At 57.1% G+C, this 23140-nt stretch carries 22 protein-coding genes; 5 read left to right on the top strand and 17 right to left on the bottom strand.

The features are described from left to right. Nucleotides 1–27 precede the first annotated feature (27 nt). The 5 genes from lysS to xerD form a co-directional block, all read right to left on the bottom strand. On the bottom strand, nucleotides 28–1545 hold the full coding sequence (gene lysS / locus DW56_RS07045; protein ID WP_024551512.1) for a lysine--tRNA ligase: 1518 nt from the start codon (nucleotides 1543–1545) through the stop codon (nucleotides 28–30). A 9-nt stretch (nucleotides 1546–1554) separates the two neighbouring features. After that, nucleotides 1555–2653 (bottom strand): peptide chain release factor 2 gene (prfB, locus tag DW56_RS07040; protein WP_110876819.1). Its coding sequence is split into 2 segments (ribosomal slippage): nucleotides 1555–2577 and nucleotides 2579–2653, totalling 1098 coding nucleotides; the frame shifts between segments, so codons are not numbered across the junction. Nucleotides 2654–2750: 97 nt separating this feature from the next. After that, nucleotides 2751–4484, bottom strand: a complete 1734-nt coding sequence (gene recJ, locus DW56_RS07035) for a single-stranded-DNA-specific exonuclease RecJ (protein ID WP_024562020.1) — start codon at nucleotides 4482–4484, stop codon at nucleotides 2751–2753. A gap of 3 nt (nucleotides 4485–4487) precedes the next feature. Continuing rightward, nucleotides 4488–5207 (bottom strand): bifunctional protein-disulfide isomerase/oxidoreductase DsbC, encoded by a 720-nt coding sequence (gene dsbC / locus DW56_RS07030; RefSeq protein WP_024553431.1) that lies wholly within the window; start codon nucleotides 5205–5207, stop codon nucleotides 4488–4490. A 22-nt stretch (nucleotides 5208–5229) separates the two neighbouring features. Then, nucleotides 5230–6126: a site-specific tyrosine recombinase XerD gene (xerD, locus tag DW56_RS07025; protein ID WP_024553430.1), complete on the bottom strand. Its 897-nt coding sequence runs from the start codon at nucleotides 6124–6126 to the stop codon at nucleotides 5230–5232. A gap of 101 nt (nucleotides 6127–6227) precedes the next feature. On the opposite strand from xerD, the gene fldB reads away from it, so the two are divergent. Beyond that, on the top strand, nucleotides 6228–6749 hold the full coding sequence (gene fldB / locus DW56_RS07020) for a flavodoxin FldB (protein WP_024553429.1): 522 nt from the start codon (nucleotides 6228–6230) through the stop codon (nucleotides 6747–6749). A 7-nt stretch (nucleotides 6750–6756) separates the two neighbouring features. Here the strand turns inward: fldB and DW56_RS07015 are convergent, their stop codons facing one another. Together DW56_RS07015 and sdhE are read right to left on the bottom strand one after the other, a co-directional pair. After that, entirely contained in the window at nucleotides 6757–7173 is a 417-nt protein-coding gene (locus tag DW56_RS07015; RefSeq protein ID WP_024553428.1) for a protein YgfX, read from the bottom strand. Further along, nucleotides 7154–7420 (bottom strand): FAD assembly factor SdhE, encoded by a 267-nt coding sequence (gene sdhE / locus DW56_RS07010; protein ID WP_024553427.1) that lies wholly within the window; start codon nucleotides 7418–7420, stop codon nucleotides 7154–7156. Before sdhE ends, DW56_RS07015 begins: the two co-directional genes overlap by 20 nt. 282 nt (nucleotides 7421–7702) lie before the next feature. Here sdhE and ygfZ point away from each other — a divergent pair, with 282 nt between their 5' ends. Next, nucleotides 7703–8689 (top strand): tRNA-modifying protein YgfZ, encoded by a 987-nt coding sequence (gene ygfZ, locus DW56_RS07005; RefSeq protein WP_024553426.1) that lies wholly within the window; start codon nucleotides 7703–7705, stop codon nucleotides 8687–8689. Between the two features lie 36 nt (nucleotides 8690–8725). Here the strand turns inward: ygfZ and trhA are convergent, their stop codons facing one another. Together trhA and yqfB are read right to left on the bottom strand one after the other, a co-directional pair. Then, nucleotides 8726–9379, bottom strand: coding sequence for a PAQR family membrane homeostasis protein TrhA (trhA, locus tag DW56_RS07000; RefSeq protein WP_024553425.1), 654 nt, complete (start codon nucleotides 9377–9379; stop codon nucleotides 8726–8728). Between the two features lie 166 nt (nucleotides 9380–9545). After that, the gene (gene yqfB, locus DW56_RS06995) at nucleotides 9546–9857 is read right to left on the bottom strand and encodes a N(4)-acetylcytidine aminohydrolase (RefSeq protein ID WP_024553424.1); all 312 of its coding nucleotides are present in this window, start codon (nucleotides 9855–9857) and stop codon (nucleotides 9546–9548) included. A gap of 167 nt (nucleotides 9858–10024) precedes the next feature. Here yqfB and DW56_RS06990 point away from each other — a divergent pair, with 167 nt between their 5' ends. Continuing rightward, nucleotides 10025–10753: a MurR/RpiR family transcriptional regulator gene (locus tag DW56_RS06990; RefSeq protein WP_024553423.1), complete on the top strand. Its 729-nt coding sequence runs from the start codon at nucleotides 10025–10027 to the stop codon at nucleotides 10751–10753. A gap of 160 nt (nucleotides 10754–10913) precedes the next feature. Continuing rightward, the gene (locus DW56_RS06985; protein ID WP_024553422.1) at nucleotides 10914–12347 is read left to right on the top strand and encodes a 6-phospho-beta-glucosidase; all 1434 of its coding nucleotides are present in this window, start codon (nucleotides 10914–10916) and stop codon (nucleotides 12345–12347) included. 57 nt (nucleotides 12348–12404) lie between these two features. Here the strand turns inward: DW56_RS06985 and DW56_RS06980 are convergent, their stop codons facing one another. Next, a complete protein-coding gene (locus DW56_RS06980) occupies nucleotides 12405–13148 on the bottom strand; it encodes an SDR family oxidoreductase (RefSeq protein ID WP_024553421.1) in 744 nt (247 codons plus the stop codon). A gap of 72 nt (nucleotides 13149–13220) precedes the next feature. Here DW56_RS06980 and DW56_RS06975 point away from each other — a divergent pair, with 72 nt between their 5' ends. Further along, the gene (locus tag DW56_RS06975) at nucleotides 13221–13763 is read left to right on the top strand and encodes an RNA 2'-phosphotransferase (RefSeq protein ID WP_024553420.1); all 543 of its coding nucleotides are present in this window, start codon (nucleotides 13221–13223) and stop codon (nucleotides 13761–13763) included. Nucleotides 13764–13802: 39 nt separating this feature from the next. Here the strand turns inward: DW56_RS06975 and gcvP are convergent, their stop codons facing one another. The 7 genes from gcvP to DW56_RS06940 form a co-directional block, all read right to left on the bottom strand. Then, a complete protein-coding gene (gene gcvP, locus DW56_RS06970) occupies nucleotides 13803–16676 on the bottom strand; it encodes an aminomethyl-transferring glycine dehydrogenase (protein ID WP_024553419.1) in 2874 nt (957 codons plus the stop codon). Between the two features lie 103 nt (nucleotides 16677–16779). Beyond that, nucleotides 16780–17169, bottom strand: a complete 390-nt coding sequence (gcvH, locus tag DW56_RS06965) for a glycine cleavage system protein GcvH (protein WP_024553418.1) — start codon at nucleotides 17167–17169, stop codon at nucleotides 16780–16782. 23 nt (nucleotides 17170–17192) lie between these two features. Next, complete coding sequence (gene gcvT / locus DW56_RS06960) at nucleotides 17193–18290, bottom strand: glycine cleavage system aminomethyltransferase GcvT (protein WP_024553417.1); 1098 nt, start codon at nucleotides 18288–18290, stop codon at nucleotides 17193–17195. 420 nt (nucleotides 18291–18710) lie between these two features. After that, nucleotides 18711–19913, bottom strand: coding sequence for an FAD-dependent 2-octaprenylphenol hydroxylase (gene ubiI / locus DW56_RS06955; protein WP_024553416.1), 1203 nt, complete (start codon nucleotides 19911–19913; stop codon nucleotides 18711–18713). An 11-nt stretch (nucleotides 19914–19924) separates the two neighbouring features. Continuing rightward, nucleotides 19925–21103, bottom strand: a complete 1179-nt coding sequence (gene ubiH / locus DW56_RS06950) for a 2-octaprenyl-6-methoxyphenyl hydroxylase (RefSeq protein WP_024562019.1) — start codon at nucleotides 21101–21103, stop codon at nucleotides 19925–19927. After that, nucleotides 21100–22416, bottom strand: a complete 1317-nt coding sequence (pepP, locus tag DW56_RS06945; protein WP_024551311.1) for a Xaa-Pro aminopeptidase — start codon at nucleotides 22414–22416, stop codon at nucleotides 21100–21102. Before pepP ends, ubiH begins: the two co-directional genes overlap by 4 nt. A gap of 24 nt (nucleotides 22417–22440) precedes the next feature. Beyond that, complete coding sequence (locus DW56_RS06940; RefSeq protein WP_024551312.1) at nucleotides 22441–23019, bottom strand: YecA/YgfB family protein; 579 nt, start codon at nucleotides 23017–23019, stop codon at nucleotides 22441–22443. Nucleotides 23020–23140 lie beyond the last annotated feature (121 nt).

The following is a 23140-nucleotide window of genomic DNA, read 5'->3' as shown; positions in this document are numbered from 1 at the left end:
GCGCGGCTTGATGGCAAGCGTGACGGGTTATTTCACCGGACGCATCGCCGGGAAGAGGATCACGTCGCGAATGGTGTGGCTGTTGGTAAAGAGCATGACCATACGGTCAATACCGATACCAAGACCGGCAGTGGGCGGCAGCCCGTGCTCCAGCGCGGTTACGTAATCTTCGTCATAGAACATCGCTTCGTCGTCGCCAGCATCTTTTGCGGCAACCTGATCCTGGAAGCGCTGAGCCTGGTCTTCCGCATCGTTCAACTCGCTAAAGCCGTTGCCGATTTCGCGTCCGCCGATAAAGAACTCGAAGCGGTCGGTAATTTCCGGGTTCACGTCGTTGCGGCGCGCCAGCGGAGAAACTTCGGCCGGGTATTCAGTGATGAAGGTCGGCTGAATCAGATGCGCTTCGGCGACTTCTTCGAAGATTTCGGTCACAACGCGGCCAAGGCCCCAGCTTTTCTCGACTTTGATGCCAATGGACTCGGCAATGCCTTTCGCCTTCCCGAAATCATCCAGATCCGCCATTTCGGTTTCCGGGCGATATTTCTTGATGGCTTCGCGCATGGTCAGCTTCTCGAACGGCTTGCCAAAGTCGAACACTTCGTCGCCGTACGGCACTTCGGTGGTGCCCAGCACATCCTGCGCCAGCTGGCGGAACAGAGACTCGGTCAGCTCGATCAGATCTTTGTAGTCCGCATACGCCATATAGAGTTCCATCATGGTGAACTCAGGGTTATGACGAACGGAAATCCCTTCGTTGCGGAAGTTACGGTTGATTTCGAACACGCGCTCAAAACCGCCCACCACCAGACGCTTCAGGTAAAGCTCCGGCGCGATGCGCAGGTACATGTCGAGATCCAACGCGTTGTGATGAGTGATAAACGGACGCGCGGAGGCGCCGCCCGGGATCACCTGCATCATTGGCGTTTCCACTTCCATAAAGCCGCGGCCAACCATGAACTGACGAATGCCAGCCAGAATTTGCGAGCGCGCTTTGAAGGTATTGCGGGATTCTTCGTTGGCGATCAGGTCAAGATAACGCTGGCGGTAACGCGCTTCCTGATCCTGCAAGCCGTGGAATTTATCCGGCAGCGGGCGCAGCGCTTTGGTCAGCAGACGCAGCTCGGTGCAGTGGATAGACAGCTCGCCGGTTTTGGTTTTGAACAGTTTGCCGCGCGCGCCCAGGATATCGCCAAGGTCCCACTTTTTAAACTGCTCGTTGTAGACGCCTTCCGGCAGGTCGTCGCGTGCGACATAAAGCTGGATACGGCCGCCCACATCCTGGAGGGTAACGAAGGAAGCTTTACCCATGATGCGGCGCGTCATCATACGCCCCGCCACGCTCACTTCTACGTTCAGCGCTTCCAGATCTTCATTGGTTTTTTCATCGAACTCAGCGTGCAGATGGTCTGAGGTCTGGTCGCGGCGGAAGTCGTTCGGGAAAGCGACGCCCTGCTCACGAAGCGCAGCCAGCTTCTCACGGCGCGTTTTCAGCTCATTATTAAGATCGACTGCCGCTTCTGCGCCCTGTGGTTGTTGTTCAGACATGTTGGTTCCTCATAACCCTGCTTTCAAACTTGCTTCGATGAATTTATCCAGATCGCCATCCAGCACCGCCTGGGTATTGCGGGTTTCCACCCCGGTGCGCAGATCTTTGATGCGGGAATCGTCCAGCACGTATGAGCGAATCTGGCTGCCCCAGCCGATATCGGATTTGGTATCTTCCATGGCCTGCTTTTCAGCATTTTTCTTCTGCATTTCCAGCTCGTACAGCTTCGCTTTCATCTGCTTCATGGCCTGGTCTTTGTTCTTATGCTGCGAACGGTCATTCTGGCACTGTGTAACTATACCGGTCGGGATATGGGTAATACGCACCGCCGATTCGGTACGGTTAACGTGCTGACCGCCCGCGCCCGAAGCGCGATAGACGTCGATACGCAGATCCGCCGGGTTGATTTCGATATCGATGTCGTCGTCCACTTCCGGATAAACGAACGCGGAGCTAAACGAGGTGTGACGACGGCCGCCGGAGTCAAACGGGCTCTTACGCACCAGGCGGTGTACGCCGGTTTCAGTACGCAGCCAGCCGTAGGCGTAATCGCCGGAAATTTTAATGGTGGCGGATTTCAGGCCAGCCACTTCGCCTTCAGACTCTTCGATAACTTCCGTTTTGAAGCCGCGCGCTTCCGCCCAACGCAGGTACATGCGCAGCAACATGCTGGCCCAGTCCTGCGCTTCGGTGCCGCCGGAGCCTGCCTGAATATCGAGATAGCAGTCGGCGCTGTCATATTCGCCAGAGAACATGCGGCGAAACTCAAGCTGCGCAAGCTTCGCTTCCAGCTGATCCAGCTCGACGACGGCCTCGTTGAAGGTCTCTTCGTCGTCGGCTTCCACAGCAAGTTCAAGCAGACCGGACACGTCGTCCAGCCCCTGCGCCATCTGATCCAGCGTTTCTACGATAGCTTCCAGAGAGGAACGCTCTTTACCGAGCGCCTGAGCGCGTTCCGGTTCGTTCCAGACATCCGGCTGTTCAAGCTCGGCGTTTACTTCTTCCAGTCGTTCTTTCTTGGCATCGTAGTCAAAGATACCCCCTAAGAACGTCGCTGCGCTCCGTGAGGTCCTGAATGCGGTTTTTTACCGGGTTAATTTCAAACATGGTCTGTAAGATCTTTTAGTGATGACGAATGTCAAAATGCGGTCGTAAAACGGAAAGTCTACCGGATTTACGCCGCCTTTTATAGCGAATCCTGGCGTTAAACTGGCCAGAGATAGTCGATGATTAACTGCACGTTACGGTTGCCGCGAAACTCGTTTACATCAAGCTTGTAAGCCAGTTCCACTTCACGTACGCCCTGATCGGGCCAGCGGGTGGTATCAATGTTAAACGCGATACCATCAAGCAGAGGACCGCCGCCGACCGGCTCCAGCATAAGCTTCAGGTGGCGCTCGCCCACCAGACGCTGTTGCAGAATGCGAAAACGTCCGTCAAACAGCGGTTCGGGGAACATTTGTCCCCAGGGGCCCGCTTCGCGCAGCATTTCCGCCACTTCCAGCGTCATCTCTTGCGGCGCCAGCGCCCCGTCGGACCAGATTTCGCCCTGTAGCATCGCCGGATCAAGCCAGTCGTTCACCAGGTCGGAAAAACGTTTCTGGAATTCATCAAAACGCGCCGCTTCCAGCGACAGCCCCGCCGCCATCGCGTGACCGCCAAATTTCAGCATCATGCCGGGGTAAAGGGTATCAAGACGCTCCAGGGCGTCGCGCATATGCAGCCCCTGCACGGAGCGGCCCGAGCCTTTCAACAGCCCCTCGCCCGCTGGCGCGAAAGCGATAACCGGGCGGTGAAACCGCTCTTTGATGCGCGACGCCAGGATGCCCACCACCCCCTGATGCCACTCGGGATGGTAAATAGCGATACCGGCAGGCAGCGTTTCCGCGCTGCGCTCAAGCTGCTGGCAGAGCGCGAGCGCTTCCGCCTGCATGCCCTGCTCAATCTCTTTACGTGTCTGGTTCAGCGCGTCCAGCTCATTGGCCAGCATGCGCGCTTCGCCGATGTTGTCGCAAAGCAGCAGCGCCACGCCGACCGACATGTCATCCAGCCTGCCTGCTGCGTTGAGCCGCGGACCGAGCGCAAAACCGAGATCGCTTGCCGCGAGCCGTTGCATATCGCGGTTAGCGATCTCCAGCAACGCGCGAATGCCGGGGCGGCATTTGCCGGCGCGAATACGGCTTAAGCCTTGCCAGGTCAAAATACGGTTGTTGGCGTCCAGCGGCACGACGTCCGCTACGGTGCCGAGCGCGACGAGATCGAGATACTCGGCAAGATTAGGCATGGGAATGCCCTTCTCTTCAAACCAGCCCGCCTCACGCAAATGCGCGCGCAGCGCAAGCATCAGATAGAACGCGACCCCAACGCCCGCCAGCGATTTTGACGGAAATTCGCAGTAAGCCAGGTTTGGGTTGACCAGCGCGTCCGCTTCCGGCAGCGTTTCACCTGGCAGGTGGTGATCGGTAACCAGCACCGGGATCCCTAGCTCGTGAGCGCGGATCACTCCTGCGTGCGAGGAGATCCCATTGTCCACCGTCATGATCATCTGCGCGCCGCGAGCATGGGCCTGATCCACCACTTCCGGGCTCAGTCCGTAACCGTCGTCGAAACGGTTAGGCACCAGATAGGCGACATTGCCGCCGCCGAGGGCGCGCAGGGCCAGCACGCTAAGCGCGGTGCTGGTGGCGCCGTCGGCGTCGAAGTCACCCACGATCATAATTCGCAATCCTTCGCGAAACGCGCTGTGCAGCATTTCCACCGCCTGCTGAATGCCGCCCAGTTTCTGCCAGGGCAGCATGCCTTTGACGCTGCGCTCCAGCTCCTCAGCGCGCTTAACGCCACGGCTGGCATAAAGCCGTTTCAGCAATGGCGGTAATTCGTCGGGCAACTGAGCGGACTCATCCGCCACCCGACGACGAAGTTGCGTTTGTTGTTTCACCCGTTACTGCCCACCTGCCTTCAGCGGCTTATCATGTTCATTCAGGAAAGCTTTCATCTCTTTCGGCCCCTGATAGCCCGGAACAACGTAGCCGTTGCTCAATACAATCGCAGGGGTGCCCTGCACGCCGAATTGCACGCCCAGCGTATAATGTTTAGCAATGTTCATATCGCAGCTGGCTGGCGCGGTCTGGCCGCCGTTCATCGCGTTATCAAATGCTTTGTTCCGGTCTTTGGCGCACCAGATAGCCTGCATATCTTTCTCCGCCTGGCTTTGCAGCCCCTGGCGCGGGAAAGCGAGATAGCGCACGGTGATGCCCAGCGCGTTGTAGTCTTTCATCTCTTCATGCAGCTTGTGGCAATAACCGCAGGTAATGTCAGTGAAAACGGTGATGACATGCTGTTCCTGCGGCGCTTTGTAAACGATCATCTCTTTTTCGAGCGCGTTGAGCTTACCGAGCAGCAGCTGGTTGGTGACATTCACCGGCTGGGCGCCGCTGACGTCGTAAAGCGGCCCCTGGATCATCTGCTTGCCGTCTTCGGTAACGTAAATCACGCCGCTATCCGTCAGCACGGTTTTCATGCCCGGCAGCGGAGACGCCTGAATCTCTCCACCCTGTACGCCAAGCTTCGCCAGCGACTGGCGAATCGCGGCCTCATCGGCATGCGCGAATCCAGAAAGCGTCGCCGCCAAAAAAGAGAGCAGTAAAACCTGTTTTTTCATAACCGATCCTTTGATATCGCACTCACGCCCGCGGGTGGTGCTGTTGATGTAATTGCCGCAGCCGTTCAGTCGCCACATGAGTATAAATCTGCGTGGTGGAGAGGTCGCTATGCCCCAGCAGCATCTGCACTACGCGCAAGTCTGCGCCGTGGTTAAGCAAATGCGTGGCAAAGGCGTGGCGTAAAACGTGCGGTGATAATTTTTCGCTGTCGATACCCGCCAGTTGAGCATAATGCTTGATGCGATGCCAGAAGGTCTGGCGCGTCATTTGCTGGGCTCGGCTGCTGGGAAAAAGCACATCCAGCGACTGGCCGTTAAGCAGCCAGGGCCGACCGTGCGCGAGATACTGTTCGAGCCAGTAAACCGCCTCTTCGCCAAGCGGCACCAGCCGCTCTTTATTGCCTTTGCCGATAACCCGCACTACGCCCTGGCGCAGGCTGACGTCGCTCATCGTTAGCCCTGTCAGCTCCGATACGCGAAGCCCGGTGGCGTATAACACCTCAAGCATGGCTTTATCGCGCAGTTCGATGGGCTGATCTGTTACTGGCGCTTGCAGCAGGCGTTCAACCTGCGCTTCGCTGAGATCTTTCGGCAGCCGTTGCGGCAGCTTTGGCGAAGCGAGCATGGCGGCAGGGTCGTCCGCCCGCGCTTTTTCGCGATAAAGGTGCTGAAACAGACGGCGCATGGCGCTAAGCAAGCGGGCAGTGCTGGTCGCTTTGTATCCGCCTTCCACTCTTTCTGCCAGCAACGTCTGGAGATCGTCGCGCTGGACGGTAAGTAATGTCAGCCCGCGATGATGCAGCCATTGAGCAACCATCGTCAGGTCGCGCCGGTAGGCGCTCAGGCTGTTCTGGGCGAGATTTTTCTCAAGCCACAGCGCGTCGAGAAACGCTTCTATACGAGCTATATCTTGTTCCATCGCTTTTTCGCCTTGCTCCTGGGTCGCGCCATTATGCCTGATAGCAGGCGGGATCTGGTACACTGGCGCTTCTGCAGATGAAGAAATGAGATGTTACCGCTATGAACATTGGTCTTTTTTATGGTTCCAGCACCTGCTACACCGAAATGGCGGCAGAAAAAATCCGCGATATTCTTGGCCCCGAGCTGGTAACGCTGCATAACCTTAAAGATGACTCGCCCACCCTGATGGAGCAGTACGATGTGCTTATCCTCGGCATTCCTACCTGGGATTTCGGCGAACTCCAGGAGGACTGGGAAGCCGTCTGGACGCAGCTCGACGACCTGGCCCTTGAAGGTAAAATCGTGGCGCTCTACGGCATGGGCGACCAGCTAGGGTATGGCGAATGGTTCCTGGACGCCCTTGGCATGCTGCACGATAAACTCGCGCTGAAAGGCGTTAAGTTTATCGGCTACTGGCCTACCGAGGGCTATGAATTTACCAGCAACAAGCCGGTGATTGCCGATGGCCAGCTGTTTGTCGGCCTGGCGCTGGATGAAACCAACCAGTATGACCTGAGCGAAAGCCGCCTTGAAAACTGGTGCGAGCAAATTTTAGGTGAAATGGCGGAGCAATTTGCCTGAGTCGGTTTCAGGAAGAGGTGTGGCCTGGCCGTTGCAGCAACAAACGCCGCAGATCGCGCCACTCCCCTTCTGCCATACTGTCTGCCGCCAGCCACAAATGCTGGCGTCGGGAAGTCTGAACGTCGCGCAGGCGCAGCATCATGCCGCTAGTGAGCATCCACGGCGCGCCGACGATTTCCCATTCGCTCTCCTGCCAGCGCAAGCGATAATCGGCAGTGAGCTTCACTTCGCCCTGACAGGCATGAATGCGCCGCTGGCTGCGCACGCAGTCGAATACCACCAGAGAAAGCAGCAGCAGCCAGACCGGCATATAGCTCAGCGGCCAGGGCAGCAGCAATATGGCCGCCGCCACAAGACCGTGGATCAGCAACGAAAACCACTGCGCTCGCCAGGAGACGCGTATATCAGATTGCCACAGGACCACGTTCCTGATTCCGTGTCTGGATTAACTGCACCATCCGCGCCAATTCCGCATCCGCAGGCTTGCCGTGATTCATCAGCCAGTTAAATAAATCAGGATCGTCGCATTCAAGCAGGCGGACAAACAGCTGTTTGTCTTCATTGCTCAGCGAGTCATATTCATACTCGAAGAACGGCATGATGGAGATATCCAGTTCGCGCATGCCGCGACGGCATGCCCAGTGAATTCGGGCTTTGTTGTTGATGTCCATGTGCATATTCCCGCTTAACCGCTTTTGGAAGTCGACGGCTAGTGTACCGCTTTTTTCCCCGGCTTTTGATATGAATGTTACGAATTGCGAGGCGTTATCCAGGAAAATAATTTCCTCCAGTAATAATTTAATTTTGATGCGATGTAACTTCCATTCTTCATTAAGCGCACAAAAGGGGATATCAAAACGCTTGCATTGTCCGCAGCCTCCTCAACAATATGGAGTTATGGCGCTTCTGGCGTTAACGTAATCTCGCGTAAGCAACCTGGGACATTAATTGTTATGGTATTCACCCCGTTTCCTCCGCGTCAGCCCGCCGCCGCAGCGCGTCTGCCGCTGACGCTTATCTCTCTGGATGACTGGGCGCTCTCTACTCTGACCGGCGCCGACAGTGAAAAATATCTGCAAGGCCAGGTGACGGCAGATGTCGCCCAGCTGGCGGAGAACCAGCATTTGCTCGCCGCGCACTGCGATGCGAAGGGCAAAATGTGGAGCAACCTGCGTCTGTTTCGTCACGCCGACGGTTTTGCCTGGATTGTTCGTCGCAGCGTGCAGGAAACTCAGCTGACGCAGCTGAAAAAATATGCCGTTTTCTCAAAAGTCACTATTGCCGCTGATGATGAGGCCGTACTGTTGGGCGTAGCGGGTTTTCAGTCGCGCGCGGCGTTAGCGAATCTTTTTACCGCTCTGCCTGATGAACAAAACCCGGTGGTGCGCGAAGGCGCAACGACGCTGCTGTGGTTCAACTTGCCAGCCGAGCGTTTTCTTCTGGTAACGGATAAAACCACCGCCGCAAACATTACGGAAAAATTGCGCGGCGAAGCGCAGCTTAACTCCAGCCAGCAGTGGCTGGCGCTGGATATCGAAGCAGGCTTCCCGGTTATTGACGAGCCGAACAGCGCGCAGTTTATTCCTCAGGCGACCAACATTCAGGCGCTGGGCGGCATCAGCTTTAAAAAAGGCTGCTACACCGGCCAGGAGATGGTGGCGCGGGCGAAATTCCGCGGCGCCAACAAGCGCGCGTTGTGGTTTCTGGCAGGCAAAGCGAGCCGCGTGCCGCAGGCAGGCGAAGACCTTGAACTGCAAATGGGCGAAAACTGGCGTCGCACCGGCACCGTGCTGGCGGCAGCGCAGCTTGATGACGGCCGTTTGCTGGTGCAGGCGGTGATGAATAACGATATGGAGAGCGGCAGCGTATTCCGCGTGCGGGATGAAAGCAGCCAGACGCTGGCTATCGAGCCGCTGCCTTACTCGCTGGAAGAGGCGTAAGCCTGTAGCCCCCTCGTGCAGACGAGGGGGCCGACATTATTTAATGTAGAGATAAATGGCCAGGAAGTGACATACGCTGCCGCCGAGCACAAAGCCGTGCCAGATGGCGTGGTTGTAAGGGATGCGTTTACAGACATAAAAAATCACCCCCAGCGTATAGATTATGCCGCCCACTGCCAGCAGCGTTACGCTGCCCGCCGCCAGCTTTACCGCCATCTGATAAATCACCACCAGCGAAAGCCAGCCCATCGTCAGGTAAGTCGCCAGCGAGAGGATCTTAAAGCGGTGCGCGATGGTGAGTTTGAACAAAATCCCCAGCAGCGCCAGGCTCCAGATAACAATCATCAACCCTTTCGCCAGCGGCGAGTTCAGCCCGACCAGCAAAAAGGGGGTATAGGTGCCTGCTATCAGCAGGTAAATAGCGCAGTGGTCGAATTTCTTCAGCCAGACTTTGGCTCTGGCATGCGGAATAGCGTGATAAAGCGTGGAAGCCAGAAACAGCAGGATCATGCTGCCGCCATAAAGGCTATAACTGGTGATAGCCATGGCGCTGGCGTTGGTATCCGCCGCCTGCACCAGCAGCAGTACCAGGCCGACTATCCCAAACACCAGACCAATACCGTGGCTGATGCTGTTGGCTATTTCCTCAGCCAGCGAATATCCCTGGGCGATTAATGGTTTGCGAACCATAGTGAAGCTCCGACAGACGTGTCAAAAAATATGCAACGTGCATAGCGTAACTGAGAATGATTTCAGTGAACACCTGTTCGCTAAAATAAATCTGTTACCTGCCGCAACCGCACCGTTTCGCTTTGTTCACTACCCTTTGCAGCATCTGAAAAAGCTTACAGCTGTATTATGAAATCTTTTTGAAGGCGATGACATAAAGTTTGTCCAGCCCCGGATAAATCTCGCTAATCACCTGGCGCAGACCAGCCAGCGTCATGTTTTCCTGCCGGGCATGTTCATCGTTCAGTTCGTTAAGCGTCACGGGCGTGATGCTGATCACCTCAAGCGTGCAAAAGTAAGCGTTATCTTCGTAACGCCCGGTGCGCAAACGCTGACCCGGCCTGAAGTGGGATTCAGCCTCGTCGCGAATAGTAATGGTTTTGCGCCCGGCCAGAATGTCCGTCTCAAAGCGGGCAAAAAAAGTTATGTCGTTCGGCATCCTGTTCTCCTTCTGGAAACGTAAAAATGCATGATAAGCGCCAGCGGCAGGTTATGCATTGGCAAACGAAAGAATGGCGCTGCGAACCGGGATTTGTGGCAGCATTAGCGATATGATGAGCAGCTTGTGCTGTCAGCTATTATGCGAAGGAAGCCACGCCCGTGACGATGTTTACCCACTCCGCTATCGCAAGCCTTAATAACCTGGAGATGATGGTTTATAACTTTGTCATTAAAAACCGTGACAAAGTCATGTACATGACCATTCGCGAACTGGCGGACGCAGCGGGCGTCTCTACCACTACCGTGCTGCGTTTTTGCCGCAAGCTTAACTGCGAAGGCTATTCGGAATTCCGGGTGCGCTTTAAATTATATTTAGAGCAGAATGAACCTCAGCAAACTAATTTTGGCGCCAGCGAAATTATCAGTTTCTTCAGAAGCGTAAACAATGAAGAATTTGATAATTTGCTGGATCGCGCAGTCGATATTATTCTTGCGTCCGAACGCATTATTTTTGTTGGCGCCGGTACTTCAGGCTCCTTAGCGAAATATGGCGCGCGCTTTTTCTCAAATGTCGGGAAATTCAGCAACCATATCGACGATCCTTATTTTCCCGTTACCAATGACATGGCGAAAAATGCGCTGGCTATCTTCCTTTCCGTATCCGGCGAAACGGCGGAAATTCTGCGTTTCGCCAGCCAGTTCAGCCTTCACCGTTGTAAGGTGCTCTCTATTACCAGCCACGACAACTCCTCGCTGGCGAAACTTGCCGATTTCAACCTCTCCTGGCATGTGCCGCAAACCCGTATTGCCGGGGTATATGACATTACCACGCAGGTGCCGGTAATTTATATTCTGGAGACGCTGGGCCGCAAAATGGCGAAAAAACTGGCATAAAAAAACAGGCTGTTTTTCATTTGTAACAAGTCACGCACACCGCTATTTGTTATAGCGTGACTTTTAAAAGTCCTTTGTTAGACTCAATTCAGATTTTAATTGGCTCGTCGGCATTTATTGCTTTTTGCCCTATTTGCTGAACAACGAAGAGATAAATGAAATGAAGCAACTGACACTTCCGAAAGATTTCCTCTGGGGCGGCGCGGTAGCGGCGCATCAGGTTGAAGGCGGCTGGAACCAGGGCGGCAAAGGCCCAAGCATTTGCGACGTGCTGACAGGCGGCGCGCATGGCGTACCGCGCGAAATTACCGAATCCGTCGTGCCGGGAAAATACTACCCCAACCACGAAGCGGTCGAGTTTTACAGCCATTACAAAGAAGACATCAAGCTCTTCGCCGAAATGGGCTTTAAATGTTTTCGCACCTCCATCGCCTGGACACGCATTTTCCCGAAAGGCGACGAAGCCGAGCCGAATGAAGAAGGGCTGAAATTTTACGACGCAATGTTCGATGAGCTGCTGAAATATAACATCGAGCCCGTTATCACCCTTTCCCACTTTGAAATGCCGCTGCATCTGGTGCAGCAATATGGCGGCTGGACTAACCGTAAAGTAGTCGATTTCTTTGTACGCTTCGCCGAAGTGGTGTTTGAGCGTTACAAAAATAAGGTCAAATACTGGATGACCTTTAACGAAATCAACAACCAGCGTAACTGGCGCGCCCCGCTGTTCGGCTACTGCTGCTCCGGCGTGGTCTATACCGAGCATGACAACCCGGAAGAGACGATGTATCAGGTGCTGCACCACCAGTTCGTGGCCAGCGCGATGGCGGTGAAAATCGGCCACCGCATCAATCCGCAGATGCAGATCGGCTGCATGCTGGCGATGGTGCCGCTCTATCCTTTCTCCTGCAAGCCAGAGGATGTGATGTATGCGCAGGAATCCATGCGCGAGCGCTACGTGTTCACAGACGTGCAGCTGCGCGGCTACTACCCTTCTTACGTGTTGAACGAGTGGGAGCGCCGCGGCTTTAACATCAAAATGGAAGCGGGCGACGAACAGATCCTGCGCGAAGGCTGCTGCGACTATTTAGGCTTTAGCTATTACATGACCAACGCCGTTAAAGCCGAAGGCGGCAGCGGCGACGCGCTGACCGGCTTCCAGGGCAGCGTGCCAAACCCGCACGTGAAAGCGTCCGACTGGGGCTGGCAGATTGACCCGGTGGGCCTGCGCTATGCGCTGTGCGAGCTTTATGAGCGCTACCAGAAGCCGCTGTTTATCGTCGAAAACGGTTTTGGCGCTTACGACAAAGTGGAAGCAGATGGCAGCATCAATGACGATTACCGCATTGACTACCTGCGCGCCCATATCGCTGAAATGATGAAAGCAGTGACTTATGACGGCGTAGACCTGATGGGTTACACCCCGTGGGGCTGCATCGACTGCGTCTCGTTCACCACCGGTCAGTACAGCAAGCGCTATGGCTTTATCTATGTGAACAAGCACGACGACGGTACGGGTGATATGTCCCGCTCGCGTAAGAAAAGCTTTAACTGGTACAAAGAAGTAATTGCGAGCAACGGCGAGAAACTCTGAGGTTTCCCCTGAGCATCCCTCTCCCCGTCGGGGGAGAGGGAGCAGGATCCGCAGTGGCTACTTCCCGCCCGCCAGCTCGATAAAGCTTCCCGTCACATAAGAGGCTTTATCGCTCAGCAACCAAGCGATAGCTTCCGCCACCTCTTCCGGCTGGCCGCCGCGCTGCATCGGCAAAGCGGATTTAACCCGATCCACACGCCCAGGCTCGCCGCCGCTGGCGTGCATTTCGGTGTAAATCAAGCCGGGACGCACGCAGTTTACCCGCACGCCCTGCCCCGCCACCTCAAGAGACAAACCGATAGTTAACGTATCGACCGCCCCTTTTGACGCCGCGTAATCCACATATTCGCCGGGCGCGCCAAGCCTTGAAGCCGCTGAGGAGACGTTAACAATCGCTCCGCCCTGGCCGCCATGATGATGAGCCATGCGTTTAACGGCTTCGCGGCAGCAGAGAAAGTAGCCGGTAACGTTAGTGTGCAGCACGTTATTAATGCGCTCGGCAGTAAGCGCCTCGACGCGGCACTGGGTAAACAGAATGCCCGCATTATTAACCAGCGCGCCAAGCGGCTCGCCAAGCGCGTCTGTCTGTTCAAACATCGCCATAACCTGCGCTTCGTCTGCAATATCCGCCTGCACCGCCAGCGCTTTTCCGCCTTTGGCCTGAATGGCTTTCACGACCTCCTGCGCCGCCTGGGCGTTTTTGTGGTAATTCACCACAATGGTATAACCCTGCTCTGCCAGCAGCAGCGCCGTGGCGCGGCCAATACCGCGGCTGGCGCCGGTGATAAGTGCAACAGACATCGTTTTCTCCTTTTTATTCGGGTAATTATCGGCGATGCTTCGACGCGTGAAGGCAACAGACAAAGGTAAAAGATGAAATCGCACGCCGACATCAGCAAATTTTTAAGTTACGTTTTGCGCCACCAGCCTGAATCGGTTGGTTTACAACTCAGCAGCGAAGGCTGGGCTTCAACAGACGAACTGATCGCCTGCGCCGCTAAAGCGGGCAGGCGCCTTACGCCGGAAATCATTGAAGCCGTTGTGCGTGATAACGACAAAAAACGTTTTGTATTGAGTGAAGACAAACTACACATTCGCGCCGTGCAGGGACACTCCACAAAACAGGTAGCTATCGACTGGGAAGAAAAGGTGCCGCCGACGATGCTTTATCACGGCACGGCCACTCGCTTTATTGAAAGCATTCGCCAGAAAGGGTTGATTGCCGGTTCTCGCCACTATGTGCATCTTTCAGGCGATGAGGAGACGGCCGTCGCCGTTGGCGCACGCCACGGCAAACCGGTCGTACTGAAAATCCATGCCGAACGGATGCACCAGCAAGGCTATGCTTTTCATCAGGCGGATAACGGCGTCTGGCTGACCCTTGCCGTGCCGGTTGAGTTTATCGCGTTCGAATAAAAAAGGGCGCCGCAGCGCCCTTCGTCATCAGATTGCCGTTTACTGGTATTCGCTCATCGGCACGCAGGAGCAGAACAGGTTGCGGTCGCCGTAGACATCGTCCAGACGTTTTACCGTCGGCCAGTACTTGTTGCCGAAGCCTGCCGGGAAGGCCGCCAGCTCGCGGGTATACGGGCGATCCCAGGCTTCCATCAACTCTTGCTGCACGTGCGGCGCGTTCACCAGCGGGTTATCGTCCGCCGGCCATTCGCCTTTCGCCACGCGGTCAATCTCCATGCGGATAGCCAGCATCGCGTCGATAAAACGGTCCAGCTCGGCTTTGCTTTCCGATTCCGTCGGCTCCACCATCAGCGTGCCCGCCACCGGGAAAGACATGGTCGGCGCGTGGAAGCCGTAGTCGATAAGGCGCTTGGCGATATCCAGCTCGCTAATGCCGGTGGCTTCTTTTAACGGACGAATATCCAGAATGCACTCATGCGCCACGTGGCCGTCGCGGCCGGTATAGAGCACCGGATAAGCCGATTTCAGCCGCGTGGCGATGTAGTTGGCGTTCAGGATAGCCACCTGGCTTGCCTGCTTCAGCCCTTCGGAACCCATCATGCGGATATACATCCAGCTGATCGGCAGAATAGAAGCGCTGCCGAAAGGCGCGGCGGAAACGGCGCCCTGACGGGTCAGCATGCCTTCAATCTGCACCACGCTGTGGCCCGGCACGAAAGGCGCAAGATGCGCTTTAACGCCAATCGGTCCCATGCCCGGGCCGCCGCCGCCGTGCGGAATGCAGAACGTTTTGTGCAGGTTGAGGTGAGAGACATCCGCGCCGATGTGGCCGGGGGAAGTGATGCCCACCTGCGCGTTCATGTTCGCGCCGTCGAGGTAAACCTGGCCGCCGTACTGATGAACGATTTCGCACACTTCGCGAATCGTCTCTTCATACACGCCGTGGGTCGACGGGTAAGTCACCATGATGCAGGAAAGTTTGTCGCCCGCCTGCTCCGCCTTCACGCGCAGATCCGCCAGATCGATATTGCCCTGTTTGTCGCAGGCGACCACCACCACTTCCATTCCCGCCATTTGCGCGGAAGCGGGGTTGGTGCCGTGGGCGGAACTCGGGATAAGGCAGATATCGCGCGCGCCTTCGTTGCGGCTTTCATGATAATGGCGAATAGCCAGCAGGCCTGCGTATTCCCCTTGCGCGCCGGAGTTCGGCTGCATGCACAGCGCGTCGTAGCCGGTCAGCTTCACCAGCCAGTCGGAGAGCTGGCTTATCATATGGTGATAGCCTTCAGCCTGATCCGCCGGACAGAACGGGTGCAGCTCAGCAAATTCCGGCCAGGTGATGGGGATCATTTCCGCAGCGGCGTTCAGCTTCATGGTGCACGAGCCGAGCGGGATCATCGCCTGGTTCAGCGCCAGATCCTTACGCTCAAGCGAATGCATGTAACGCATCATTTCGGTTTCGCTGTGGTAGCGGTTAAAAACCGGATGCGTGAGGATCGCGTCGTCGCGCAGCATGGCCTGCGGAATCGAGCGGCTGTCGAGCGCGACATCTTTATCCAGCGCGTCGATATCCAGACCATGATTATCGCCCAGCAGCACGCTGAACAGACGCAGCACATCTTCGCGCGTAGTGGTTTCATCAAGCGTCACGCCTACGGCATTCAGGATGTCGCTTCGCAGATTGATTTGCGCCGCTTGCGCACGCGCCAGCACGGCGGCTTTATCCGTCACTTCCACGCAAAGCGTGTCGAACCAGGTTTTATGACGCAGCTTCAGCCCTTTGTTCTGCACGCCTGCCGCGAGGATATCCGCAAAGCGGTGAATGCGGCTGGCGATGCGCTTTAAGCCCGCCGGGCCATGGAACACGGCATAAAGGCTGGCGATATTGGCCAGCAGCACCTGAGAGGTACAGATATTGGAGTTCGCTTTTTCGCGGCGGATATGCTGTTCGCGGGTCTGCATCGCCATGCGCAGCGCGGTGTTGCCCGCCGCGTCTTTGGACACGCCGATAATACGGCCAGGCATAGAGCGTTTGAATTCGTCTTTCGCCGCAAAGAACGCCGCATGCGGGCCGCCGTAGCCCATCGGCACGCCAAAACGCTGGGCGGAGCCGAAGACGATATCCGCACCCTGCTTGCCTGGCGCCGTAAGCATAACCAGCGCCATAAAGTCCGCCGCTACGCTCACAATCACTTTGCGCTCTTTGAGTTTTTCAATCAGCGCGCTGTAGTCATGAACTTCGCCCGTGGTGCCCACCTGTTGCAGCAGCACGCCGAAAATATCCTGATGGTCGAGCGCCTTGTCCGGCGCATCCACAATGACTTCAAAACCGAACGTTTCCGCGCGGGTACGCACCACGTCCAGCGTCTGCGGATGAATATCCTGCGCCACAAAGAAGCGGTTTGCGCCTTTCAGTTTACTGACGCGTTTTGCCATCGCCATGGCTTCGGCGGCGGCGGTCGCTTCATCCAGCAGCGAGGCGGAGGCGATATCAAGCCCGGTTAAATCCAGCGTAACTTGCTGGAAGTTCAGCAACGCTTCAAGACGGCCCTGCGACACTTCCGGCTGATAAGGGGTATAAGCGGTGTACCAGCCTGGGTTTTCCAGCATATTGCGCAGGATAACCGGCGGCGTATGCACGGCGGTATAGCCCATCCCGATATAGCTTTTAAAACGCTTGTTGCGACTGGCGATGGCTTTCAGCTCCGCCAGCGCGGCGAATTCGGTGGCGGCTTCGCCGATAAAAGGCGGCGCGGCCAGTTGGATGTCGGCGGGGACGATCTGCGCGGTCAGCGCATTCAGCGAGTCCGCGCCGACGGTGCGCAGCATCTCCTGCTGTTGCGAAACAGAGGGGCCAATATGGCGTTCAATAAAAGCTTCGCGGTTTTCCAGCTGGCTCAGGGTCTGGGTCATGGGCGATATTTCCTGAAACGTGCAGTGAAGCAAATTAATGCGATGGGTGTGGTTTTGCTCTGCGAAGAAGGGAAAGCCGGCGCTTATCCCTTCTCCGGCAGGATTACTCGTCTTCTAAGAGCGCTTCATAGGCCGCCGCATCAAGCAGCGCCGCCACTTCGCCTTCGTCGCTGGCTTTGATCTTAAAGATCCAGCCTTCGCCGTAAGGCGCGCTGTTAACCAGCTCCGGGGAGTCGCTCAGCGCGTCGTTCACGGCGACGATTTCGCCGCTGACCGGAGCGTAAATATCGGAAGCCGCTTTTACTGATTCCGCCACGGCGCAGTCATCGCCTGCCGCCACGGTCGCGCCGACTTCCGGCAGGTCAACGAAAACCATGTCGCCCAGCAGCTCTTGCGCGTGCTCGGTAATGCCGACGGTGTAAGTGCCGTCCGCTTCCTTACGCAGCCATTCGTGTTCTTTGCTGTACTTCAGTTCATTCGGCACATTGCTCATGCTTATTCTCCAGATAGCAAAACTTAGTGGGCGACCGGTTTACCGGCGCGAACAAAAATTGGTTTGGTCACTTTTACCGGCATTTCGCGGTTGCGGATCTGCACAATGGCGGTATCGCCGATACCGGCAGGCACGCGCGCCAGCGCGATGCTATAACCAAGCGTAGGGGAGAAAGAGCCGCTGGTGATCACGCCTTCGCATATGCGGCCCAGTTCATCGGTAAAGCGAACCGGCTGCCCGCCGCGCAATACGCCTTTCTCGGTCATGATCAGGCCGACCAGCTGCTCAGTGCCCTCTTCGCGCTGCGCCTCGAGCGCTTCGCGGCCGATAAAATCGCGCTCCTGCGGCTGCCAGGCGACAGTCCAGCCCATATTGGCGGCAAGCGGTGAAACGCCTTCGTCCATCTCCTGGCCGTATAAATTCATCCCCGCTTCAAGGCGCAGCGTATCGCGCGCGCCCAGGCCGCAGGGCTTAACGCCCGCTTCTACCAGTTGCGCCCAGAAACCTGCCGCTTTCTCGTTCGGCATGGCGATTTCATAGCCTGCCTCGCCGGTGTAGCCCGTCGTGGCGATGAACAACTCGCCTGCCTGCACGCCGAAAAACGGTTTCATGCCCGCGACGGCTTCACGCTGTTCGTCGTTGAAAAGCGTGGCGGCTTTCGCCTGGGCGTTCGGCCCCTGCACCGCGATAAGCGATAAATCGTCGCGCACGGTAACGGAAACGGCAAACGGCTCCGCGTGTTCATTAATCCATGCGAGATCTTTCTCGCGGGTAGCGGAGTTCACCACGAGGCGGAAATAATCTTCAGAAAGGAAATAGACAATCAGGTCGTCGATGACGCCTGCGGAGGCGGTAAGCATGGCGGTATAAAGCGCTTTGCCGGGTTGGGTGAGCTTTGCAACGTCGTTTGCCAGCAGGTGGCGGAGAAATTCCCGGGTGCGCTCGCCGCGCAGGTCGACAATGGTCATATGCGAGACGTCGAACATGCCTGCGTCGTTACGCACCGCGTGATGCTCATCAATCTGCGAACCATAATGCAGCGGCATCATCCAGCCGTGAAAATCCACCATACGTGCGCCACAGTGAACATGCTGCTCATACAAAGGGGTCTGTTGGGCCATCTTTTCCTCGTTTTTCTGCCGGGTCGGTGATGGTGTTGGGCCTCTGACTGCCGCGCCCGCCATCTGTCATCGACACCGATCCCGGCATCGACGCAAACGTTACCTTTTGCCTGACGTTATCACTGAAATGGCGTGTAAACCATAAGGTGAGTTAAGCCATCACATTAGCTTATGGCCAGAACAGGGAAAATGCGCCGCGCTATTTCTGACTGCTTAATGGCAACAATGAGTATTTAATCAGTATTAAGCTCTGGCAGATAAGGCATCAATAAGTAATAACAACCAAATTCCGGCAAGAATTTCCTGAAGAGAAAAACAGAGGGATGAGAAAAAGTAATCTGAAAAAGGTGGTGAAATTAGAATATTTCAAATGAGTGAACACTTCTCTTTCCGGCTGGCGAAAAGAGAAGTGTGACGCAGTTAACGTAACCAGTCGGGCAGGTCGTGAAGCCCCATCGCCTGACGAAGCAGTTGCGGCTTAACGCCGGGCAGCGTATCGGCAAGTTTGAGTCCGAAATCGCGCAGCAGCTTTTTCGCCGGGTTGTTGCCGGCAAACAGTTCGCGAAAGCCCTGCATGCTGGCAAGCATCACCGCCGCGCTGTGCTTGCGGCTGCGCTCATAGCGGCGAAGGTAAAGGTGCTGGCCGATATCTTTGCCCTGCGCATACAGGCGGCGCAGCTCGGCTATCAGCTCGGCGGCATCCATAAAACCCAGGTTGACGCCCTGTCCGGCAAGCGGATGAATGGTATGCGCAGCGTCGCCTACCAATGCCAGCCGGTGCGCGGCGAACTGACGCGCATAGCGTCCGGTAAGCGGAAATACCTGCCGCTCGCCTTCCACTTTGGTTAGCCCCAGACGGTTATCAAACGCCACGCAAAGCGCCTGGTTAAACTCCTCTTCACGGAGATGCTGCATACGTTGCGCTTCCAGCGGCGGCAACGACCAGACGATAGAGCAAAGGTGCGGATCGTTAAGCGGCAAAAACGCGAGGATGCCGTCACCGTGAAAAACTTGCCGCGCCACCGCGCCGTGCGGCTCTTCGCTGCGGATAGTCGCCACCAGCGCCGAGTGTTCATAATCCCAGAACGTCAGCGGGATATCCGCTTTATCGCGCAGCCACGAGTTAGCGCCGTCGGCGCCCACAACCAGCCTTGCGGTCAGCATGTTGCCATCTTTCAGCGTCAAAAAGGCTTCGTTCTCGCCCCATGCCACCTGCTGTAATTCGGCAGGCGCCAGCAACGTAATGTCTTTGCCCTGCTGCGCCTTATTCCACAACGCCTGGTGAATAACGTTGTTTTCGATGATATGACCAAGATGACTGTAGCCAAAATGCTTGTCGTCAAAGTCGATGCGCCCGAAGCTGTCTTTTTCCCACACTTCCATACCGTGGTAAGCGCAGGCCCGCTGCTGCACGATATCGCGCCAGACGCCGAGCTTTTCCAGCAATTTTTCGCTGGCGGCGTTAATAGCGGATACGCGCAGCGAAGGCGGCGCATCGGCGGCTACCGGTTGCGGCGGCTGGTGCTCCAGCACCGCCACGCGCAGGCCGCAGCCTTCCAGTCCGCAGGCTACCGCCAGCCCCACCATGCCGCCGCCTACAATCGCCACATCTACGCTTTGCACATTCTTCTCCTTTAACGCGCAACCCAGCCAAGGGTGCGTTGCGCCAGCGCGTCACGCGCCGGGGTAAATAGTTCCATCGCCATTAATCCCAGGTTGCGCCCTACGACCAGCGGCGCCCAGCGGTTGGCAAAAACATGCACCAGCCCGTCGGTCACGCCGATGGTGGCGGCTCGGTCCTGGCGGCGTCGGCGCTGGTAAGCCGCCAGCACCGGGTAGCTCCCGGTATCCTGCTTCGCGCTATGCGCCTCGGCCAGCGTTTCCGCCAGGGTCATCACATCACGCAACCCGAGGTTGAACCCCTGCCCGGCGATGGGATGCAGCGTCTGGGCGGCGTTGCCCACCAGCACGGCGCGATGCGAAATAGCCTGCGAAGAGCGCGTAAGCGCCAGCGGATAAGCGCTTCGCCCGCCGGCATGGGTAATGCGCCCCAGCCGCCAGCCAAACGCTTTTTGCAGCTCATGGCAAAAGCGGGTTTCATCCCAGGCCATGATCTCCGCTTCTTTTTCCAACTGATGACACCACACCAGCGAACTGCGGCCGCCCGACATCGGCAGCAACGCAAGCGGGCCATACTCAGTGAAGCGCTCAAAGGCGCGCCCGTTATGCGGCTGTGAAGTGGTTACGTTCGCGATAACCGCCAGCTGGTGGTAAGGCTCGTGCCGCCAGGTGATGCCGCACTGCGCTCCCAGCGCCGAACGCGTACCGTCCGCCGCCACCAGCAGGCTGCCGGAAAGCGTGGCGCCGCTCTCAAGCGTCACGCTTACGCCCTCTTCGCTGCGCGTGAAGCTTGCGACTCGCTCGGGGCAATGCACCTGAACGCCAGGCGCCTTGCGCAACATGCTAAAAAGCCGCTGTCCGACATCGTGCAGTTCTACCACCTGGCCCAGCGCGGCGATGTCATACTCTTTCGCCTCCAGCGTGACGAAGCCCGCATGGCCGCGGTCGCTGACATGCACGGTTTTGATAGGCGTGGCTTTATCCGCAATCGCCTGCCAGACGCCGAACCGCGCCAGCTGCTGACAAGTGCCGTGGGCAAGCGCGATAGCCCGCGCGTCGAACCCCGGATGGGCGGCTGACTCCGGCGCGCTGGCCTCAACCAGATGCACCGGCAGCGCGCCGCGCGTGAAGTGAGAAATCGCCAGCGCCAGCGTCGCGCCGGTCATGCCGCCGCCGATGATAATGACGCTCATGCCTGACGCGCCGCCGCCATCAGCGCTTCGATATCGTCTGCGGATTTCACCACGCTGCTTGTGAGGTTCTCGTTGCCGGTTTCGGTGATGAGAATGTCATCTTCGATACGGATGCCGATGCCGCGGTATTCCGGCGGCACGTCCGCATCCGGCGCGATATACAGCCCCGGCTCAACGGTCAACACCATGCCAGGCTCCAGCGTGCGCGAACGGTCGGGGCCATAAAAGCCCACATCGTGCACATCCAGCCCCAGCCAGTGGCTCAGCCCATGCATGAAAAAAGCGCGGTGGGCGTTATCGGCAATCAGTTGCTCGACATCGCCTTTGAGAATGTCGAGCTTAACCAGCCCGCTGACCATAATGCGCACCACTTCGTCAGTCACTTCCTGAATGGAGGTTCCCGGGCGGAACAAACGCAGGGAGGTTTCAAGCGATGCCAGCACGATGTCGTAAATCGCGCGCTGGGCCGGCGTGAACTTACCGTTCACCGGGAAGGTGCGGGTAATATCGCCCGCGTAGCCCCGGTATTCGCAGCCCGCATCGATAAGCACCAGATCGCCGTCGCGCAGTTCGCTCTCGTTTTCGGTGTAATGCAAAATACAGCCGTTTTCTCCGCCGCCGACGATGGTGTTGTAGGAGGGAAAACGCGCGCCGTGGCGGTTAAATTCGTGCAGGATCTCCCCTTCCAGCTGATATTCAAACATCCCCGGGCGGCAAACCTGCATTGCCCGCGTGTGGGCAAGCGCGCTGATTTCGCCCGCACGGCGCAGCACGTCGATCTCTTCTGCCGATTTGAACAGGCGCATTTCATGCACCCACGGACGCCAGTCGGTGAGCGTAGCAGGGGCCGCCAGGTTCTGGCGCGAGCCGCGGCGCAGCTTGTCCAGCGCGCTAAAAACGATGTTGTCGGCGTAAGGATACTGGCCCTGGGCGTGGTAGACCACGTCCAGGCCATTCAGCAGCTGGTAGAGTTGCTCATCGATTTCATCAAAGGCGAGCGCGCGGTCAACAGCCAGTTTTTCCGGCGCGGCCTCCTGCCCCAGGCGGCGGCCAAACCAGATTTCAGCGGTTTTGTCGCGCACGCGGTTAAACAGCACGCTGTGATTATGCGTATCGTCGCTTTTGATTAGCACCAGCACCGCTTCCGGCTCGTTAAAGCCGGTGAAATACCAGAAGTCGCTGTTCTGTCGATACGGATATTCACTGTCGGCGCTGCGCGTGGCCTCGGGCGCGGCGAAAATCAGCGCGGCGCTGGCGGGCGCCATCTTCGCCAGCAACGCCTGGCGACGGCGGAGAAACTCTACCTGTGTCATTGCACCTCCTGCTGCGTTTTTATTTTAGTGTAGCGTGGGCTTACGAATTTCCGGCGCGGTCGGCGCATTGCGCGTAAAAGTGTCATGGCACAACAGCGCCGCTACGCGCACGTATTCAACAATCTCCTCCAGCGACATCTCCAGCTCTTCCTGGTCTTCGTCCTCGTCGTAGCCCAGTTGCGCAATGTTGCGCAGATCGTCGATGGCTTCGCCCGTTTCGCCGGTAACCTTATCAAGCTTAGGCTGCGTGACGCCAAGCCCCAGCAGGAAATGGTTAACCCAGCCCGCCAGCGCATCGGCGCGGTCGAATACGCTCACGTCGTCGCCTTCCGGCAGATAAAGCTGGAACAGAAAACCGTCGTCTTCAAGGTTGTCGCTGGTGGCGGCGTGCAGCTCGCGCAATGCCTGCGCCAGCTGCTGACCAAACGCCAGCCCCTCGTTGGTGAGGTCATGCAGCAGCGGTTGCCAGCTGGCGTCCTTGTTGCCGCCACACAGCATTCCGCTGATCAGACCGTGCATTTCCGCAGGGGTCAGCCCCACGCCTTGTTGGTTAAGCAACTGGCCGAGCTCGCCGTAGCGAGGCATTTGGTTCTGTATAGACATGCGCATTCATCGTCGTTGAGGGGATATTCATGGTATGCTACCACTCTGGGCCCTGGTGATACCAGAAAAGGGCTTGTATCTCCTTATCAGGGTAGCTATAGTGTCGCCCCTTCGCCGCCCC

It is taken from the genome of Franconibacter helveticus LMG 23732 (assembly GCF_000463115.2).
Taxonomy (GTDB): domain Bacteria; phylum Pseudomonadota; class Gammaproteobacteria; order Enterobacterales; family Enterobacteriaceae; genus Franconibacter; species Franconibacter helveticus.
The sequence above is the reverse complement of the archived record's forward strand: the minus strand, read 5'-3'. Positions and strand labels throughout refer to the sequence as shown.

Bases quoted from the DNA above. Each gene is read 5' to 3' on its own strand.
- lysS (WP_024551512.1), bottom strand. From the start codon at position 1,545: ATGTCTGAACAACAACCACAGGGCGCAGAAGCGGCAGTCGATCTTAAT.
- dsbC (WP_024553431.1), bottom strand. From the start codon at position 5,207: ATGAAAAAACAGGTTTTACTGCTCTCTTTTTTGGCGGCGACGCTTTCT.
- xerD (WP_024553430.1), bottom strand. From the start codon at position 6,126: ATGGAACAAGATATAGCTCGTATAGAAGCGTTTCTCGACGCGCTGTGG.
- fldB (WP_024553429.1), top strand. From the start codon at position 6,228: ATGAACATTGGTCTTTTTTATGGTTCCAGCACCTGCTACACCGAAATG.
- sdhE (WP_024553427.1), bottom strand. From the start codon at position 7,420: ATGGACATCAACAACAAAGCCCGAATTCACTGGGCATGCCGTCGCGGC.
- ygfZ (WP_024553426.1), top strand. From the start codon at position 7,703: ATGGTATTCACCCCGTTTCCTCCGCGTCAGCCCGCCGCCGCAGCGCGT.
- trhA (WP_024553425.1), bottom strand. From the start codon at position 9,379: ATGGTTCGCAAACCATTAATCGCCCAGGGATATTCGCTGGCTGAGGAA.
- yqfB (WP_024553424.1), bottom strand. From the start codon at position 9,857: ATGCCGAACGACATAACTTTTTTTGCCCGCTTTGAGACGGACATTCTG.
- DW56_RS06990 (WP_024553423.1), top strand. From the start codon at position 10,025: ATGTTTACCCACTCCGCTATCGCAAGCCTTAATAACCTGGAGATGATG.
- DW56_RS06985 (WP_024553422.1), top strand. From the start codon at position 10,914: ATGAAGCAACTGACACTTCCGAAAGATTTCCTCTGGGGCGGCGCGGTA.
- DW56_RS06980 (WP_024553421.1), bottom strand. From the start codon at position 13,148: ATGTCTGTTGCACTTATCACCGGCGCCAGCCGCGGTATTGGCCGCGCC.
- DW56_RS06975 (WP_024553420.1), top strand. From the start codon at position 13,221: ATGAAATCGCACGCCGACATCAGCAAATTTTTAAGTTACGTTTTGCGC.
- gcvP (WP_024553419.1), bottom strand. From the start codon at position 16,676: ATGACCCAGACCCTGAGCCAGCTGGAAAACCGCGAAGCTTTTATTGAA.
- gcvH (WP_024553418.1), bottom strand. From the start codon at position 17,169: ATGAGCAATGTGCCGAATGAACTGAAGTACAGCAAAGAACACGAATGG.
- gcvT (WP_024553417.1), bottom strand. From the start codon at position 18,290: ATGGCCCAACAGACCCCTTTGTATGAGCAGCATGTTCACTGTGGCGCA.
- ubiH (WP_024562019.1), bottom strand. From the start codon at position 21,103: ATGAGCGTCATTATCATCGGCGGCGGCATGACCGGCGCGACGCTGGCG.
- pepP (WP_024551311.1), bottom strand. From the start codon at position 22,416: ATGACACAGGTAGAGTTTCTCCGCCGTCGCCAGGCGTTGCTGGCGAAG.
- DW56_RS06940 (WP_024551312.1), bottom strand. From the start codon at position 23,019: ATGTCTATACAGAACCAAATGCCTCGCTACGGCGAGCTCGGCCAGTTG.